A 16,931-nucleotide genomic window follows, 5' to 3' on the forward strand; every position below is an offset into this window, starting at 1 on the left:
AGATGATGCCGCGACGACGGACCGCTCTCGCCGATCATGGACCAGCCGGTTCTCGGCGGCGATCCGTGCGGCTGGCCGCCGTCGCGCTTGGCTGGCTTGCGGTCATGACGATCCCGCTGCCGGCCACGACGGCCGAAATCCCGGCCATCGCGGCGCGCCAGCGCGCCGAGAAGAAGAGCTTCACCGACGCCGAGATCATCGACGGATTCTTCAAGACCGCGTTCGGCGCCGAGTATCACCTCGCCGGCCGCGTCGACCGCATCCGGAAATACAGCGGCCCGGTGCGGGTCTACGCCGACGGCCGCCGGGCCGACCGCAAGGCGCAGCTCACCAAGGTGGTCGGCGACATCGGCGCCCGCATCCGCAACCTCGACATCGCGATGACCGACAGCGACGGCGACGCCAATGTCCGCGTCAAGCTGGTGCGCGACCGCGACCTCTACCATACCATCAGCCAGGCCTATGGCAGCGAGCGCGCCCGCGAGATCAAGACCTCGCTCGATCCGCAATGCCTGTCCGGCTTCCGCAAGAACGAGGCCTTCGAGATCGAACATTCCGACGTCATCCTGACCGTCGACAATGGCGACTTCGTCTTCCTCGACTGCGCCTATGAGGAGCTGTTGCAGTCGCTCGGGCCGATCAACGACACGTCGAGCGTGCCCTGGACGATGTTCAACGACAACGTCTCGATGGGCTATTTCGACGTCTACGACCAGTACATCCTCAACCTGCTCTACGACCCCCGCGTCAAGCCGGGCATGACGCTCGCCGAGGTCAAGGCCGTGCTGCCGGACGTCCTGACGGACGTCCGCGCCTGGGTGAAGAAGACGAACAATCTGGCGGAGTGAGTGGGAGGCGGTTGATCGACAAAGTCGGCAATAGCTCCACTGGGAGCCCGTGACGCCGCCTCAAACTCCGCTGTCGTCCCTGCGAACGCAGGGACCCATACCGCGGATGCTATCGAGGGACGTGGCTGCCAGTCGCCTGCCTCGACAGGGCCGGTGGTTATGGGTCCCTGCGTTCGCAGGGACGACACCGGTTTTGCCGAAACGGGCCGGCAACTCAGCAGCGGCATCGCCAACTCAGCTACTTGCAGATCCCCTTCAGCGCCTTCCACTCCTCCGTGCTCAACAGCGGCGGGCCGCTGGCGGGGCGATCGGCGGCGCGCATGCGGGCGAGGCGGTCCTCGGTGAGCGGATGGCTCGACCACAGCGCGGGCTGCTTTCCCGCCTCCTTGCCGGTGATGCGGAACAACAATTCGCCCATCGGCCGCGTCGGCCGTCCGAGCTTGTGCATCACCTCGATCGCAAAGCTGTCGGCCGCCTCCTCCGCCTCGCGCGAGTAGGACGCGTTGATCATGGAACGGGAGGCGAAGACCGCCGCACCTGCACCCGTGATATCACCGAACAGAAGCCCGATCAGGAACGAGCTCGAGCCGTTGTGGATGAGCTGCCGCAGATTGTCGCGATGCTTCAAATGGCCGAGCTCATGCGCCAGCACGCCCGCGACCTCGTCGGGGTCGTTCGCCTTGTCGAGCAGCCCGCGAAACAGGAAGAAGCGCCCGCCCGGCAGCGCGAACGCGTTGGGGATCGGCGTATCCAGCACCTGCGAGCCGATGCCGTCGTCGAGGTCCGCTGGCCGGCGCAGCGCCGTGACCAGCTTGGCAAACGCCGCCTGCCCGGCAGCCGCGCTGCACTCCTTGTCGCCGAACAGGGAATGGATCTGCACCACGGCGGCATCGCCGAGATGCTTCTCCATGCTCGGCGGAACGAGCGGCGTCAGCCGCTCCGCGGCGAACGGGATCACGAACAGCACGACCGCAATGATCGAGGCCGCGGCCGCCAGCGACCAGCCGACGATCCGGGCGATGCCGCCGCGCGTCAGCCGGTGCTGGTCGATATGGCTGCAGCGCGCGATCAGTTCGGCCGACAGCGCTGCGTCGCGGATCTCCAGCCGCGCCAGCGGCGAGGCCGAGAGGCAGCTGACCCTGAGCGTGCCGCTGGGGCCATCGACACGGCGGATGTCCTCATAGGGCCACGACACGAAGTTGTCGGCGCTGCGCATCACGAGCTGATTGGCAAAGCCGATCATGACGTTCTGGCGCCGGTTCGACAGCCCGTCGAAATAGACGGCGGGACCGCCGGGCGCAGCAGCCTGCGCAGCCGGCGCCGCTTGAGCCTCGCCCGGCGCGTCGAGCCGAGGATCAGAACCAGGATCAGAATCCGGCGACGTCGAGTCCATCGGCAAACCCTTCGCCGAGCGCGCTGGCCAGGTCGCCCTTGGCGGCGACGTCAGCCATGGCCTCGATACCGTGCACCTGGACCGAGGCGAGCACCGTCGCCCAGACGTCACGCACCAGATAAAGCCGCATCACGACGTTGGCCGCCAGAATGATCGCGACGTAGCCGATCCCCAGCGGCACGAGGAGGCCGATATGATTGGCGACGGCCTGCATCTGCTTCGCACCGGTGCCGCCGCCGAGCAGGGTCGCGACCAGCGCGAACGCCCCGACCACGTAGAGGACGAAGACCACGACCAGCAGCATCATCCAGCCGATGATCTTCCAATACAGGCCGTAGAAGGCGCTGTTCGGCAGCGTCGAATCCAGGCGGACGCCGCCGAAGCGGATGCCCGAGACCCACCAGCGCCACTCGACCGCTTTGAGCTGGGCATAGACGAACGGATACAGCGGAAACAGCACCATCGCGAACGGCGCGATCAACCACAGATACCAGACCTGCTTGAACAGCTCCCAGCCGCGGCCTTCGAAGTCGCCTTGCAGATTGCCGTAATGCGAATGCCGCATCTTGTAGCGCTCGAGCGCCGCGGTCCGCCACGGCCAGGCGATACCGAGCGTGACGACGGCGAGCAGCGTCCACAGCATCGCGCGTCCGGCATAGGCCCAGCCGGAGCCGTCCATCCAGAACCGGATGCCGCGCCACACCGTGCGCGTCAGCCGGTAGCGTCGCGCGCGATAGATCGCGAACTGGCCGAACGCGTAGAACGAGATCAGCAGCGGCACGCTGGCGAACGCCTTGAAGCGCTCGGCCTCGACGGTGATGAGGAAATAGGCAAGGTAGATCGGGACCAGGATCGCCATCGCGAACAGGAAGCCGATCAGGAGCTCCTTGCCACGCCCGGTATATTCGGCGGCATCACCGTCCACGGCGGTGTTGACCCATAGATGCCGGCGGATGTCGGTCGCCAGCCAGAACCGGTAGAAGCCGAGCGTGATCAACTCGATGGCCGCGCCACGGCTGACCAGCCGGAAGAACTCGCTGCGAGCTCCGGAAAAAGTAGCGGGCAAAGACGGCAGCGGCGGAGGCTGCTGCGGAACATAACTCATCTGGTTCACGGCTTACGCCCCCGAACTACGCAAAAACATACAAATTGACCCGGTTATTCGTCGCCGGGACGACTCCAAGGTTCGACTCCTTTTGTACGCAAGTCGGCCGGAAAAAAACACCGGCCTGGGCGGCGTGGCGCAAAATATCTGCATCCGGCCGGTGTGCGAACGCAATGCCGGCCGGCGCGAGCCCGTCTGAGCTTTATGACGTCTTCTCGAACAATTCCCGCCCGATCAGCATGCGCCGGATCTCGCTGGTGCCCGCGCCGATCTCGTAGAGCTTGGCGTCACGCAGCAGCCGTCCGGTCGGATAATCGTTGATGTAGCCGTTGCCGCCGAGCAGCTGGATCGCGTCGAGCGCGCATTGCGTCGCCTTCTCCGCTGCAAATAGAATGGCGCCGGCGGCATCCTCGCGCGTGGTCTCGCCGCGATCGCACGCCTTGGCCACGGCGTAGACATAGGCGCGCGCGGCATTCATCGTGGTGTACATGTCGGCGACCTTGCCCTGCACCAGCTGGAAGGTGCCGATCGGCTGGCCGAACTGCTTGCGCTCGTGCACGTAAGGCAGCACCGCGTCCATGCAGGCCTGCATGATACCGAGGGGACCGGCCGCGAGCACCGCGCGCTCGTAGTCGAGGCCCGACATCAGCACGTTGACGCCGCGGCCGACCTGGCCCAGCACGTTCTCCTCCGGCACCTCGCAATCCTCGAACACGAGTTCGCAGGTATCGGAGCCGCGCATGCCGAGCTTGTCGAGCTTCTGCGCGGTCGAGAACCCCTTCATGCCCTTCTCGATCAGGAAGGCGGTGATGCCGCGCGGGCCGCCCTGCGGATCGGTCTTGGCATACACGACCAGCGTCTCGGCGACCGGTCCGTTGGTGATCCACATCTTGTTGCCGTTGAGGACGAAACGGTCGCCGCGTCTGTCGGCGCGGGTCTTCATCGACACCACGTCGGAGCCGGCCTGCGGCTCGGACATCGCCAGCGAGCCGACATGCTCGCCCGAGATCAGCTTGGGCAGATATTTCTGCTTCTGCGCCGCGTTGCCGTTGCGGCGGATCTGGTTGACGCAGAGGTTGGAGTGCGCGCCGTACGACAGGCCGACGGAAGCCGAGGCGCGTGAAATCTCCTCCATGGCGATGCAGTGCTCGAGATAGCCGAGGCCGGCACCACCATACTCCTCCTCGACCGTGATGCCGTGCAGGCCGAGCTCGCCGAGCTTGGGCCACAGGTCGCGCGGAAACTGATTGGAGCGGTCGATCTCGGCGGCACGCGGCGCGATCTGCTCCTGCGAGAAGCTCGCCACCGTCTCGCGGATCGCATCCGCCGTCTCGCCAAGGTCGAAGTTGAACATGCGCTGCGCGTTGGCGATCATGATGGCGGCCTCCTGCTAGTCTTCTGCTTTGCAACAATTGCTCAAAGCCTTATTCCGTGCCGTGGCGCTTGTCACGCCCTCCATCCGGCCGAATGCCAGCTTTGCGACACAAGACCGGAGGGCTCGGCACCGGTCAAACTCCGCGCTTGCCCATCGCTCCCGGGCAGGATGTAATCGCGTGAAACATCGCCGGACGCGTCAAGAAGCCGGCCTGAGGGAGACGTCCATGCACGGGACCGCCAAACCGGCCGAAGCACGCCGGCACGACGCCGCAGCCACGCCAGAGATCGACGAAGCAGCCCGGCGCGCCGCCACGCTGCCGCTGGCCGAATTCGATCCCGGCAATCCCGAGCTGTTCCGCACCGACACGCATTGGCCCTATTTCGACCGGCTGCGTCGCGAGGACCCGGTGCACTATTGCCGGGATTCGATGTTCGGTCCGTACTGGTCGATCACTCGCTACGACGACATCATGGAGATCGAGACCAACCACGCGGTGTTCTCATCGGCGTCTGCGCTCGGCGGCATCACGATCCGCGACGTGCCGCCCGATCTGCGCCGCGAGAGCTTCATCGCGATGGACCCGCCGCGTCATGCCGCGCAACGCAAGACGGTGGCGCCGATGTTCACGCCGACGCATCTCGACGAGCTCGCGATCAACATCCGCAAGCGCTCCGCCGAATGCCTCGACAACCTGCCGGTCGGCGAGGTGTTCGACTGGGTCGATCGCGTCTCGATCGAGCTGACCACGCAGATGCTGGCGGTGCTGTTCGACTTCCCCTGGGAGGACCGCCGCAAGCTGACGCGCTGGTCCGACATCGCCACCACACTGCCCGGCCCCGGCGGCCTGGTCGCAACCGAGGACGAGCGGCAGGCCGAGCTGATGGACTGCGCGCGCTATTTCGCGCGGCTGTGGCAGGAGCGGCAGAACCAGCCGCCCAAAAGCGACCTGCTCTCGATGATGGCGCACAGCGAAGCCACGCGGAACATGGACCCGAAGAACTTCCTCGGCAATCTCGTGCTCTTGATCGTCGGCGGCAACGACACCACGCGCAACACGATGTCCGGCAGCATCTATGCGCTGACCCAGCACCCGGATCAGTACCGCAAGCTCAAGGACAATCCGGCGTTGCTTGACAGCTTCGTGCCGGAAGTGATCCGCTGGCAGACGCCGCTCGCCCACATGCGCCGCACCGCGCTCGCGGATATCGAGTTCCGCGGCAAGCAGATCAGGAAGGGCGACAAGGTCGTGATGTGGTACGTCTCGGGCAACCGTGACGAGAGCGCGATCGAACGCCCCTACGACTTCATCATCGATCGCGCCCGCCCCCGAACCCACCTGTCGTTCGGCTTCGGCATCCACCGCTGCGTCGGCCTGCGGCTCGCCGAGCTGCAGCTCAAGATCATCTGGGAAGAGATCCTGAAGCGCTTCGATCATATCGACGTGATGGACGAGCCGAAGCGCGTCTATTCCAGCTTCGTGAAGGGATACGAGACATTGCCGGTGCGGATTGCGGCGTAAGTTGTATTTGGAGACCAATCGAATCGGGGGCGACTCGAACCGCGCAATGGCTGAGCGATACAGTGCCCTCTCCCCTTGCGGGAGAGGGCATCTCCGGCCCATCCACGCATGCGGTCGGGTGAGGGGTATCTCTCCGCGAGCGACGCTTGTGGAGAGATACCCCTCACCTAACCGAGTTCGCGGCACCGTCCTACATGCCCTCTCCCGCAAGGGGAGAGGGCACATTCACGTGCACCGTGCCTGCCGATCCAGGGGGACGCGGAGACGAGCGCAACGGTGGCGGCGCCTCCGGCTCTTACCATCGAGATAGATCAGACTTAATTGCGAGAAGACGTCATTCGATTTTTGAGCGACTGTTCAGAAAAGGACCACCCCATGACCGCCCAGGCCGCGCTTCGTTCCGACCATGCCGATCTGCTGCGCCAGGCGCGGCTGGAGGCCTATTCGACGCCGATCGAGGACTTTCATCCCGGCGCGCCCCGGCTGTTCCAGAGCGACACGATATGGCCGTGGTTCGAGCGGCTGCGCAAGGAAGCGCCGGTGCATTACTGCACCAAGGCGCCGATCGAGCCGTATTGGTCGGTGACGCGCTATCACGACATCATGCATGTCGACACCAGCCACGCGCTGTTCTCGTCCGATGTCAGCAATGGCGGCATCATGATCCGCGACGTGCCGCCCGGCTACGAGTGGCCGAGCTTCATTGCGATGGACGAGCCCCGCCATGGCGAGCAGCGCAAGACGGTGCAGCCGATGTTCACGCCTGAGCATCTCGACGAGATGGCGGTGCTGATCCGGCAGCGCTCGGCCAAGGTGCTGGACTCGCTGCCGCGCAACGAGACCTTCAACTGGGTCGAGAAGGTCTCGATCGAGCTGACGACGCAGATGCTGGCGACCCTATTCGACTTCCCGTTCGAGGAGCGGCGCAAGCTGACGCGCTGGTCGGACGTCTCGACCGCTTTGCCCAAGAGCGGCATCGTCTCCTCCGAGGAGGAGCGCCGGCGCGAGCTGGCCGACTGCGCCGAGACGTTCGGCCGGATGTGGAAGGAGCGCCAGGCCAATCCCGGCCGCGACCTGATCTCGATGATGGCGCACAGCGAGGCGACGCGGCACATGACGCCGGACAACCTGATGGGCAATCTGATCCTGCTCATCGTCGGCGGCAACGACACCACGCGCAACACCATGACCGCGTCGGTGCTGGCGCTGAACGAGAATCCGGCCGAGTACCAGAAGCTGCGCGACAATCCGGCGCTGATCGAGACCATGGTGCCCGAGGTGATCCGCTGGCAGACGCCGCTGGCGCATATGCGCCGCACCGCGCTGGTCGACACCGAGCTGGGCGGCCAGAAGATCAGGAAGGGCGACCGCGTCGTGATGTGGTACGTCTCGGGCAACCGTGACGGCGAGGTGATCGAGAATCCCGACGCCTTCATCATCGACCGCAAGCGGCCGCGCATCCACCTCTCCTTCGGCTTCGGCATCCACCGCTGCGTCGGCATGCGGCTGGCCGAGCTGCAGCTGCGCATCGTCTGGCAGGAGATCCTCAAACGCTTCGACCGCATTGAGGTCGTGGGCGAGCCGAAGCGCGTCTATTCCAGCTTCGTCCGCGGCTACGAGTCGCTGCCGGTGCGGATTCCCGGGTGAAATAAAGGGCGCGGCCCCACGCCGGGCCTCATGGTTCGAGACGCGCCTGCGGCGCTCCTCACCAAGAGGGGCGGGTTCCGAACCCGGAGCGGCACGTGAACCAGGCGGCAGGTGCGCCGATCTCAACCCCTCATGGTGAGGAGCCGCGCAGCGGCGTCTCGAACCATGAGGCCCGGAACGACCATCAAGTTGACAGCTGCCTATAATAATCCGGCATGGCCGGGTGAACCAAATTCAATGGGCCACCGCCGCCGTTTCTGGCTAAATCATCCGCTGCACCATCGGTGCTCACCAACTGCAGGACGCCATGGCCGCTTCCGACACGCCGACGACAGCTCCCGACTGGCCGCTCGCCATCTACGCAGCGTTGAAGGCGGCCGATGTCCGGCAGCTGTGCTACGTGCCCGACGCTGGCCATTCCCGCCTCATCCGCCTCGCGCATGACGATCCCGCGATCGCCACCACCGTGCTGACCACCGAGGAGGAAGGCGTCGCGCTGTCGGCCGGCGCCTGGCTCGGCGGCCAGCGCGCGGTGCTGCTGATGCAGTCGAGCGGCGTCGGCAATTGCGTCAACATGCTGTCGCTGCTGGCGAGCTGCCGGTTCCCGTTCCTCACCTTCGTGACCATGCGCGGCGAGTGGGCCGAGTTCAATCCGTGGCAGGTGCCGATGGGCAAGGCGACGCAGGCGGCGTTCGAGATCATGGGCGTCACGGTGTTCCGGCTGGAACGCCCTGAAGATGCCGGCGAGCTGGCGGCAGCAGCGGCAAAGCTCGCCTTCGACAGCGATCAGCCGATCGCGGTGCTGATCTCCCAGCGCATGATCGGCGCCAAGAAGTGGACGGAGGGCAAGTGACGAAATCAGCTCTCGACCGTCGCGCCGTCGTGCAGGCGCTGCTCAGAGATCGCGGACACCTACTGGTCGTCAGCGGCCTCGGCTCGTCGTCCTACGACGTGTTCGCCGCCGGCGATCATCCTGCGAATTTCTATCTCTGGGGTGCAATGGGAGGCGCCCTCATGATCGGACTCGGCCTCGCGTTGGCGCAGCCATCGCGCCCGGTCGTGGTCATCACCGGCGACGGCGAGCAACTGATGGGGCTCGGCAGCCTCGCAACATCAGCCGCGAAGAAGCCGAACAACCTTTCGGTGGTGGTGCTCGATAACGCGCATTTCGGCGAAACGGGAATGCAGATGAGCCACTCGGGTCTCGGCGCCAATCTGGAGCTGATGGCCACGGGCGCCGGCTTCCCCTCGGTCAGCACGATTGCGGATCATGCGACGCTCGATGCCTTCAGGCCGAAGCTGCACGATCGCGCCGGTCCGCATTTCGCCCGCGTCGTCATTTCGACAGATCATGTCGACCGCGCTTTGCCGCCGCGCGACGGCGTGTTCCTCAAGAACCGCTTCCGCGGCCATCTCGGCTATCCCGTCAGCTAGAGCATGGATGCGCCTCTCCATCCCCATACCGCGGCGGGGACCACCCGCTGCAACGCTGGCATGCCACGCTTGCCAAGCGCCGCGTGCTTCGTCATAGGCTATCAGCAACAAACCTAGGGAGACCACAGGCGGTGTGACAGCGGCCTGGGGAACAAGGACATGACAGACCAGCATCAGCACGACGACTACGCCGACATCCGCGACGCGGTGGCCAAGCTCTGCGCCCAGTTCCCCGGCGAATATTGGCGCAAGCTGGATCGCGAGATGGCCTACCCCTCCGCCTTCGTCGATGCGCTGACGCAGGCCGGCTATCTCTCCGTGCTAATCCCCGAGGAATATGGCGGCGCCGGGCTGAAGCTGTCGGCAGCGGCCGCGATCCTGGAGGAAATCCAGCGCGCCGGCGGCAATGGCGGCGGCTGCCACGCGCAGATGTACACGATGGGCACGGTGCTGCGGCACGGCTCGGCCGAGCAGAAGGCCAAATGGCTGCCGAAGATCGCGAGCGGCGAATTGCGGCTACAGGCGTTCGGCGTCACCGAACCCACGTCGGGCACCGACACCACGTCGCTGAAGACCACGGCCAAGCGGGACGGCGACAGCTACGTCGTCAACGGCCAGAAGATCTGGACCAGCCGCGCCGAATATTCCGATCTGATGCTGCTGCTGGCGCGCACCACGCCGAAGGATCAGGTGCAGAAGCGCACCGACGGTCTATCGGTGTTTCTCGTCGACATGCGCGAGGCGAAGAAGGCCGGGCTGACCATCCGTCCGATCCGCACCATGATGAACCATGCCACGACGGAAGTGTTCTTCACCGACATGCGCGTGCCCGCCGAGAACCTGATCGGCGAGGAAGGCAAGGGTTTCCGCTACATCCTCTCCGGCATGAACGCCGAGCGCATTTTGATCGCAGCCGAATGCGTCGGCGACGCGAAATGGTTCATTGCGAAAGCGACCAACTACGCCAAGGAGCGCGTCGTGTTCGGCCGTCCCATCGGCCAGAATCAGGGCATCCAGTTCCCGATCGCCAAGGCCTATGCGTCTATGCGCGCGGCCGAGCTGATGGTGAGGGAAGCCACCCGCAAATACGAGGCCGGGCAGGATTGCGGCGCCGAGGCCAACATGGCCAAGATGCTCGCCGCCGACGCCTCGTTCGAGGCGGCCAATGCCTGCATCCAGACCCATGGCGGCTTCGGCTTCGCCGAGGAGTACGACGTCGAGCGAAAGTTCCGCGAGACCCGGCTGTATCAGGTCGCGCCGATCTCGACCAATCTGATCCTGTCATATGTTGCCGAGCACGTGCTCGGCATGCCGCGCTCGTACTAAGGATCTCTGATGCTGCCGCTTGAAGGGATCACCGTCGTCGCCGTCGAGCAGGCGGTGGCCGCGCCGTTCTGCTCGTCGCGCCTCGCCGATGCGGGCGCTCATGTCATCAAGATCGAACGGCCCGAGGGCGATTTCGCCCGGGGTTATGACGCCGCCGCGAAGGGGCAGAGCAGCTACTTCGTCTGGCTCAACCGCGGCAAGGATTCGCGCATCGTCGATCTCGCCAAACCCGACGGCCGCGCCGAGCTGGAGAAGCTCATCGCCGGCGCCGACGTGCTCTTGCAGAACCTCAAGCCCGGTTCGATGGACAAGATGGGTTTTGCCCGCGAGCGGCTGCGCAAGGACTATCCGAAGCTGATCTGCTGCACCATCACCGGCTATGGCGACACCGGTCCCTACGCCGATCGCAAGGCCTATGATCTGCTGATCCAGGCCGAGAGCGGGCTCGCCTCGATCACCGGCGGCCCCGAGGGCCCGTCGCGCGTCGGCATGTCGATCGTCGACGTCGCCACCGGCGCCACCGCGCATGCGGCGATCCTGGAGGCGCTGATCAGGCGCGGCCGGACAGGCGAAGGCGCCGACATCCGGATCTCGATGTTCGACGTCATGGCCGACTGGCTCACGGTGCCCCTGCTCAACGCGGAAGCCGGCAATGCGCCGAAGCGCATCGGCCTCGCCCATCCCTCGATCGCGCCCTATGGCGTGTTCACCTCGAAGGACGGCAAGGACATCCTGATCTCGATCCAGAGCGAGCGCGAGTGGAAGACACTGTGCGCCAAGGTGCTGGAGCAGCCGGCGCTGCCCGACGATCCGCGTTTCGCCAACATGGTCGAGCGCGTCCGCAACCGCACCCTCACCGACAAGATCGTCGCCGATCGCTTCGCCGCGCTGTCGCGCGACGAACTGCTGGCGAAACTCGCGGCGGCGGACATTGCCTTCGCCGAGGTCAACAGCATGGCGGATCTCGCAACGCATCCGCATCTCAGGCGTATCCAAGTTGAAACACCGAACGGCGTTGTCAGCTACCCGGCGCCGGCGGCGATCGTAGTCGGCGACGACAGATCGTATGGTGCCGTGCCGGCGATCGGCGAAGCCGCCTCGCCCCATCCGCGAAAGGGATGATCATGACGGACACGCTCGATCTCGATCACCTCAAGCAATGGGTCGGCCGCAGCGCCGAGGCCACCGACATCGTCACCGCGCAACTCACCAAGGGGCTGCGCGCGACCTTGTTCCAGGACATCGGCGAGCCGGTCACCGGCGACATCGCGCCCTACACGGTGCATTGGTGCCTGGGCCAGCCGGTGTTTCCGCATGATCAGCTCGGCCCCGACGGCCACCCGACCCGCGGCGGCTTCCTGCCGCCGGTGCCGTTGCCGCGGCGGATGTGGGCCGGCGGCGAGGTGCAGGTCATCGATCCCCTGCGCGTCGGCGACGTCGCCACGCGCGTCTCCACCATCACCGATGTCAGCTTGAAGAGCGGCTCGACCGGCCAGCTCTGCTTCGTCGCGGTCGAGCATGTGGTGTCGACGCCGCGCGGTGTCGCGATCCGCGAGCGCCAGGACATCGTCTATCGCGACATGGGCGGCGCGCCGGCCGCCTCACCCAAGGCGCCGCCACCTCCGCCGGTCGCGCAGCACAGCGAGACGCACGTCTCCGATCCCGTGCTGCTGTTTCGCTATTCCGCGCTGACCTTCAACGGCCACCGCATCCATTACGACCGCGACTACGTCACCAAGGTCGAAGGCTATCCGGGCCTCGTCTTCCACGGCCCGCTGCAGGCCGCGCTGCTGGTCGAGTTCGCCGCCAAGCTCAGGGGCAAGCCGCCCGCCAAATTCGCCTATCGCGGCCTCCAGCCGCTGTTCGAAGGCAGCGAATTCTCCGTCAACGCCACCGACAAGGACGGCGGCCTCGAGCTGTGGACCGCCAACGCCGAGCGCCGGCCGACGATGAAGGGCACCGCGACGTGGTGATATAAGCCCGTCGTTCCGGGGCGACGCGCCGCGACACAATGGCGAAGCCATTTGGCGCGGAGCGTCGAACCCGGAACCTCGAGATGAGGGAAAAGAACCGCTCGAGATTCCGGGTTCGATGCTGCGCATCGCCCCGGAATGACGACGCACAAAGACACTCGGGGAAACGCCTTTGGCCAAGACAACGAAAACAACAACCAAGCCCATCACCGTCAAGCAGGCCACCTTCGAACTGCTGCGGGCCTTCGGCATCAAAAAAGTGTTCGGCAATCCCGGCTCCACCGAGCTGCCGTTCCTCAGCGACTGGCCCGACGATATCGACTACGTGCTCGGCCTGCAGGAGGCCTCCGTGGTCGGCATGGCCGACGGCTATGCGCAGGCGACGCGCAATGCCGGCTTCGTCAATCTGCATTCGGCCGCCGGCGTCGGCAACGCGCTCGGCAACATCTACACCGCGCATCGCAACCAGACGCCGCTGGTCATCACCGCCGGCCAGCAGGCGCGCTCGATCCTGCCGCTGCAGGCGTTCCTCTATGCCGAGCGCCCGTCGGAGTTTCCGCGCCCTTACGTCAAATACAGCGTCGAGCCGGCTCGGCCCGAGGACGTACCCGGCGCGATCGCGCGCGCCTACTACACCGCGATGCAGCCGCCCTGCGGCCCGACCTTCGTGTCGATCCCGATCGACGACTGGATGCATCCCGCGCAGCCGATCGCGGCACGCAAGTTGAGCCGCGAGCTCGGCCCGGATCGCACGGCAATGGACGACCTGGTGAGCGCGCTCACCACGGCGAAAAATCCCGCCCTCGTCGTCGGCCCCGGCATCGACCGCGCCGGCTGCGTCGAGCTGATGGTGCAGGTCGCCGAGAAGACCAAGGCCGGCGTCTGGGTCAGCCCGTTCTCGGCGCGCTGCTCGTTCCCGGAGCGGCATCCGCTATTCCAGGGTTTTCTGCACGCCTCGCCGGGGCAGCTCTCCGATGCGCTCAAGCCGCACGATCTCGTCGTCGTGATCGGCGCGCCGGTGTTCACCTTCCATGTCGAGGGCCACGCCGCGATCTTCGACGGCGCCACCACGCTCTATCAGATCACCGACGACGCCGAGGGCGCGGCCGTGCCGCCGATCGGCACCAGCATCATCGCGACGATGCGCCCCGCCCTCTCTTTGCTGCTCGAGCTGCTGCCGGACACGAAGCGCGCCGCGCCGAACGGCCGCGTGCTGCCGGAGGCGCCGAAGCCTGCTGATCCTATCCCTGTCGACTATCTTCTGCACACGCTGTCGCAGGCCCTGCCCGCCCGGACCGCGCTGGTCGAAGAGATTCCCTCGCATCGCCCCGTCATGCATAAATACATGCCGATGCCGGGCGCGGACTCGTTCTACACGATGTCGAGCGGCGGCCTCGGTTACAGCCTGCCCGCGGCAGTCGGCATGGCGCTGGGGCGTCCCAAGGATCGCACCATCTGCCTGATCGGCGACGGCTCGGCGATGTATTCGCTGCAGGCGCTGTGGACGGCGGCCCAGCGCAAGCTGCCGGTGACGGTCGTGGTGATCAACAATTCCGGCTACGGCGCGATGCGCTCGTTCAGCCAGGTCATGCAGGTGCGCAACGTGCCGGGGCTCGAATTACCCGGCCTCGATTTCGTCAAGCTCGCCGAGGGCATGGGCTGCGATGCCGTGCGCGTCAGCCGCGCGGCCGATCTGCCCGCCGCGCTCGCGCGCAGCCTGGCGCATGACGGCACCAGCCTCGTCGAGGTGATGGTCGATTCCGCGGTGCCGCTGCTCTACGCCAAGAGCTAGCCCCTGTTCGTTCAGCGGACGCGCTGTCAACTGCTGTCGATGCGATAATACGTCGCATCTTCAATGGCGACGGCGTGATCTGCCGCGAAATGCCCACGGCCCCGCCGCATCGGTGCAACCGCCGGTTTCAGCCGCAAGCGTTTGTTTCGAAAGCCTTCTGCGCCCCTGCGCCATCGCGACGCAGCCGCTCCGCCGCAAACACCGCGAAATCCTGCCGTCAGGTTGCGGGCCGGCGCCATGCTGCTTGCAAGGTCCGACCATTCTGCAAGCCAAAATCATTATCAAAAGGTTCCACCATCCAATCCAGCGTACCAATGGAGTTGAGCTGATGGCGGACAAGAAGAACCTTCAAACGGCGACATCGAGAACCGACCTCTATCGCCACGTCAGCGCGCTTGCCCTCATGTCTGCGCTCGCAGTCGCGGCCTTGCCGCATCAGGCCAATGCCCAGGCGATGGCGCTCGCCACCTCGGCCACCACCAACTCAGCCGCGAAGGCGGCCCAGGACGCTGCAGCGAAGGCGGCGGCGCAGGCGGCCGCCAAGGCTGCGCAGGACGCCGCCGCGAAGGCTGCAGCCAAGGCGGCCCAGGACGCGGCCGCCAAGGCCGCAGCGAAGGCGGCAAGCGACGCCGCCGCGAAGGCCGCCGCCAATGCCGCTGCGAACTCGGCCGCCAAGGCGGCAGCCAACGCCGCCGCGAAGGCCGCGACCACCGCCGCCACTGCGGCTGCGAGCACCGCGGCCAAGACCGCCGCCGCCGCAGCTGCGACTACTACGACGGGCACCGCGACCAAGCCCACCACCGTTGCCACCGCCGCAACCCCAACCCCGGTCGCCAAGCCGGCGGCCGCCGCCGCCGCGGCCGCAACGACGACCACCGGTACCGCCAAGGCCGCTGCTGCGGCGACCACCACCACGACCACCACCGCCAAGCCGGCCGCGGCGACGACCACCGTCGCCGTTGCCAAGGCCGCCGCGGCGCCGGCGGCTGCCGCTGCCGCAACCCCGGCCAAGGCTGCCGCTGCTGCGGGGGCGGCGAACAATGACGCCGTCGCTAAGGCCAACGCCGCCGCGGCAGCCGCAGCCCAGAAGGCCGCTGCCGCCGAGGCTCAGGTCGCCGCCGACCGCAAGGCCATCGATGCCGCGCGTCAGGCCGAGCAGACCGCGAAGGGCGCAGCCATCGAGGCGCAGGAGCAGGCCGAGAAGAATCCGACGGCCGCCAACAAGGCTGCGGCGGCCGCCAACGCCGCCAAGCTGACGACCGCCTCAGCCGCGCTGCAGGCCGCCTTCCAGAAGCTCGACAAGGACATCGACGTGTCCAACGAGGCCAAGGAAGCCGCCAACGCCGCCAAGGACACCGCGCGCGAAACGGCGGAAGCCGCGGCCAAGGCTGGTCAGCAGGCCGGTCAGGCCGCCGGCAACGCCAATAACGGCGGCGGCGCAGCCGCGGGCAATGGCGGCAATGCCAACAATGGCGGCGGCGCAGCGGCCGGCAACGGCAACAACAATAACAACAACAACCAGCAGGCCAATGAAGCGGCCGAGCAGGCCGCATTGCAGGCTGCGCTGAAGACCGGCGAGCAGGCGCGCGCGGTCGCCCAGCAGAAGACCCAGGCCGCCAACGCCGCCGCGTCGGCGAACCAGAAGACAGTCGAGGCTGCACTGAACCAGAAGATCGGCGTGATCGATGCGACGGTCGAGGCGGCCGAGCAGAAGGTCAATGCCGACCGTCAGGCGCTGGAGCAGGCGCGGCAGGCCGCGCAGCAGGCCAAGCAGGATGCGCAGGAGGCCGCCGAAGTGCTCGAGCGCGCCAACAACGCCGCCAACCAGGCCGCGCTGGCGGCCGCGCAGGCGAAGGCGCAGACCACCGCCAACGCGTTCAACGCCGCCAACGCGACGCTCAACGCGGACAACCAGGCGCTGACTCAGGCGCGCGCCACCGGCGAGCAGCAGGAGGGAGCGCTGCGGGAGGCTGCCGAGCAGCAGATCCAGGCCGGCTACGCCGCCGCACAGCAGGCGACGCAGGCCGCCTGGGCCGAGGCGCAGAAGATCGGCAACGCAGCGCTCGCCGCGCTCGAACAATAAGGCCCCGGCGCTCCGCGCCGCTCTCCCGGTTGCTCCCGGGGGGCGGCGCGGACCCGACAACGACAACAAGGCCATCACCAGCCGCATGCCGACCGGCCGGGGATCACGGATCATGAGACGGGACTTGACCTCACCCCGTCGCGGGACCCGCCCCGGCCCCCATCCGCCGACATGCATTGCCTCCAGCCCCGTCCCCTGCGGGGCTTTTTTTTGCTTGCGTCGCGCTCGCCGAACTGGCGGTGCGCCCCCTCTCCCCGTTCTTCACGGGGCCGCGACGAGTTTAGCGCGCGCTGAGAGGGTCGGGGTGAGGGGCAGCCGCGAGGGCGGTGCCGCTTCTCTGCTACGAACTACTTCTACCAGCTCCGCGCTTGCCGTCCGATGAGGAGCCATTGTGCTCGTCCGACGAACCTCGCTCTGAGCTCCTTACCTGCCA

13 protein-coding genes are annotated in these 16,931 nt (G+C 66.6%); 10 read left to right on the top strand and 3 right to left on the bottom strand.

Annotated elements, in window-relative coordinates:
- The first annotated feature begins 5 nt into the window (after positions 1-5).
- A complete protein-coding gene (locus tag NLR35_RS27770; RefSeq protein ID WP_374940865.1) occupies positions 6-848 on the top strand; it encodes a DUF2927 domain-containing protein in 843 nt (280 codons plus the stop codon).
- 238 nt (positions 849-1,086) lie between these two features.
- Here the strand turns inward: NLR35_RS27770 and NLR35_RS27775 are convergent, their stop codons facing one another.
- From NLR35_RS27775 to NLR35_RS27785, 3 genes are all read right to left on the bottom strand, one after another.
- Positions 1,087-2,241 (bottom strand): M48 family metallopeptidase, encoded by a 1,155-nt coding sequence (locus NLR35_RS27775; protein WP_257169721.1) that lies wholly within the window; start codon positions 2,239-2,241, stop codon positions 1,087-1,089.
- Positions 2,216-3,355, bottom strand: coding sequence for a DUF898 family protein (locus tag NLR35_RS27780; protein WP_374940866.1), 1,140 nt, complete (start codon positions 3,353-3,355; stop codon positions 2,216-2,218). The genes NLR35_RS27775 and NLR35_RS27780 overlap by 26 nt, the downstream gene beginning before the upstream one ends.
- A 193-nt stretch (positions 3,356-3,548) precedes the next feature.
- The gene (locus NLR35_RS27785; RefSeq protein WP_257169722.1) at positions 3,549-4,721 is read right to left on the bottom strand and encodes an isovaleryl-CoA dehydrogenase; all 1,173 of its coding nucleotides are present in this window, start codon (positions 4,719-4,721) and stop codon (positions 3,549-3,551) included.
- A 226-nt stretch (positions 4,722-4,947) separates the two neighbouring features.
- Here NLR35_RS27785 and NLR35_RS27790 point away from each other — a divergent pair, with 226 nt between their 5' ends.
- The 9 genes from NLR35_RS27790 (at position 4,948) to NLR35_RS27830 (ending at position 16,498) form a co-directional block, all read left to right on the top strand.
- On the top strand, positions 4,948-6,243 hold the full coding sequence (locus NLR35_RS27790) for a cytochrome P450 (protein WP_257169723.1): 1,296 nt from the start codon (positions 4,948-4,950) through the stop codon (positions 6,241-6,243).
- 375 nt (positions 6,244-6,618) lie between these two features.
- On the top strand, positions 6,619-7,890 hold the full coding sequence (locus NLR35_RS27795) for a cytochrome P450 (protein WP_257169724.1): 1,272 nt from the start codon (positions 6,619-6,621) through the stop codon (positions 7,888-7,890).
- A 307-nt stretch (positions 7,891-8,197) separates the two neighbouring features.
- Positions 8,198-8,743: a thiamine pyrophosphate-binding protein gene (locus NLR35_RS27800; protein WP_257169725.1), complete on the top strand. Its 546-nt coding sequence runs from the start codon at positions 8,198-8,200 to the stop codon at positions 8,741-8,743.
- Positions 8,725-9,324 (top strand): thiamine pyrophosphate-dependent enzyme, encoded by a 600-nt coding sequence (locus tag NLR35_RS27805; protein WP_257169726.1) that lies wholly within the window; start codon positions 8,725-8,727, stop codon positions 9,322-9,324. The genes NLR35_RS27800 and NLR35_RS27805 overlap by 19 nt, the downstream gene beginning before the upstream one ends.
- Before the next feature lie 159 nt (positions 9,325-9,483).
- A complete protein-coding gene (locus NLR35_RS27810; RefSeq protein ID WP_257169727.1) occupies positions 9,484-10,650 on the top strand; it encodes an acyl-CoA dehydrogenase family protein in 1,167 nt (388 codons plus the stop codon).
- Positions 10,651-10,659: 9 nt separating this feature from the next.
- Positions 10,660-11,772, top strand: a complete 1,113-nt coding sequence (locus NLR35_RS27815; protein WP_257169728.1) for a CaiB/BaiF CoA-transferase family protein — start codon at positions 10,660-10,662, stop codon at positions 11,770-11,772.
- Positions 11,773-11,774: 2 nt separating this feature from the next.
- Positions 11,775-12,623 (top strand): MaoC family dehydratase N-terminal domain-containing protein, encoded by an 849-nt coding sequence (locus NLR35_RS27820; RefSeq protein WP_257169729.1) that lies wholly within the window; start codon positions 11,775-11,777, stop codon positions 12,621-12,623.
- Between the two features lie 172 nt (positions 12,624-12,795).
- Positions 12,796-14,415 (top strand): benzoylformate decarboxylase, encoded by a 1,620-nt coding sequence (gene mdlC, locus NLR35_RS27825; RefSeq protein WP_257169730.1) that lies wholly within the window; start codon positions 12,796-12,798, stop codon positions 14,413-14,415.
- A gap of 328 nt (positions 14,416-14,743) precedes the next feature.
- Positions 14,744-16,498, top strand: a complete 1,755-nt coding sequence (locus NLR35_RS27830) for a hypothetical protein (protein ID WP_257169731.1) — start codon at positions 14,744-14,746, stop codon at positions 16,496-16,498.
- Positions 16,499-16,931 lie beyond the last annotated feature (433 nt).

Origin of the sequence: Bradyrhizobium sp. SRS-191, from assembly GCF_024586915.1 — a bacterium.
In the GTDB taxonomy this organism is placed as follows: domain Bacteria; phylum Pseudomonadota; class Alphaproteobacteria; order Rhizobiales; family Xanthobacteraceae; genus Bradyrhizobium.

What these genes read in the sequence shown, in the direction of transcription:
- NLR35_RS27770 (WP_374940865.1), top strand. Translation starts at nt 6, where the DNA reads ATGCCGCGACGACGGACCGCTCTCGCCGATCATGGACCAGCCGGTTCT.
- NLR35_RS27810 (WP_257169727.1), top strand. Translation starts at nt 9,484, where the DNA reads ATGACAGACCAGCATCAGCACGACGACTACGCCGACATCCGCGACGCG.
- NLR35_RS27800 (WP_257169725.1), top strand. Translation starts at nt 8,198, where the DNA reads ATGGCCGCTTCCGACACGCCGACGACAGCTCCCGACTGGCCGCTCGCC.
- NLR35_RS27815 (WP_257169728.1), top strand. Translation starts at nt 10,660, where the DNA reads ATGCTGCCGCTTGAAGGGATCACCGTCGTCGCCGTCGAGCAGGCGGTG.
- NLR35_RS27785 (WP_257169722.1), bottom strand. Translation starts at nt 4,721, where the DNA reads ATGATCGCCAACGCGCAGCGCATGTTCAACTTCGACCTTGGCGAGACG.
- NLR35_RS27790 (WP_257169723.1), top strand. Translation starts at nt 4,948, where the DNA reads ATGCACGGGACCGCCAAACCGGCCGAAGCACGCCGGCACGACGCCGCA.
- NLR35_RS27795 (WP_257169724.1), top strand. Translation starts at nt 6,619, where the DNA reads ATGACCGCCCAGGCCGCGCTTCGTTCCGACCATGCCGATCTGCTGCGC.
- NLR35_RS27830 (WP_257169731.1), top strand. Translation starts at nt 14,744, where the DNA reads ATGGCGGACAAGAAGAACCTTCAAACGGCGACATCGAGAACCGACCTC.
- NLR35_RS27775 (WP_257169721.1), bottom strand. Translation starts at nt 2,241, where the DNA reads ATGGACTCGACGTCGCCGGATTCTGATCCTGGTTCTGATCCTCGGCTC.
- NLR35_RS27820 (WP_257169729.1), top strand. Translation starts at nt 11,775, where the DNA reads ATGACGGACACGCTCGATCTCGATCACCTCAAGCAATGGGTCGGCCGC.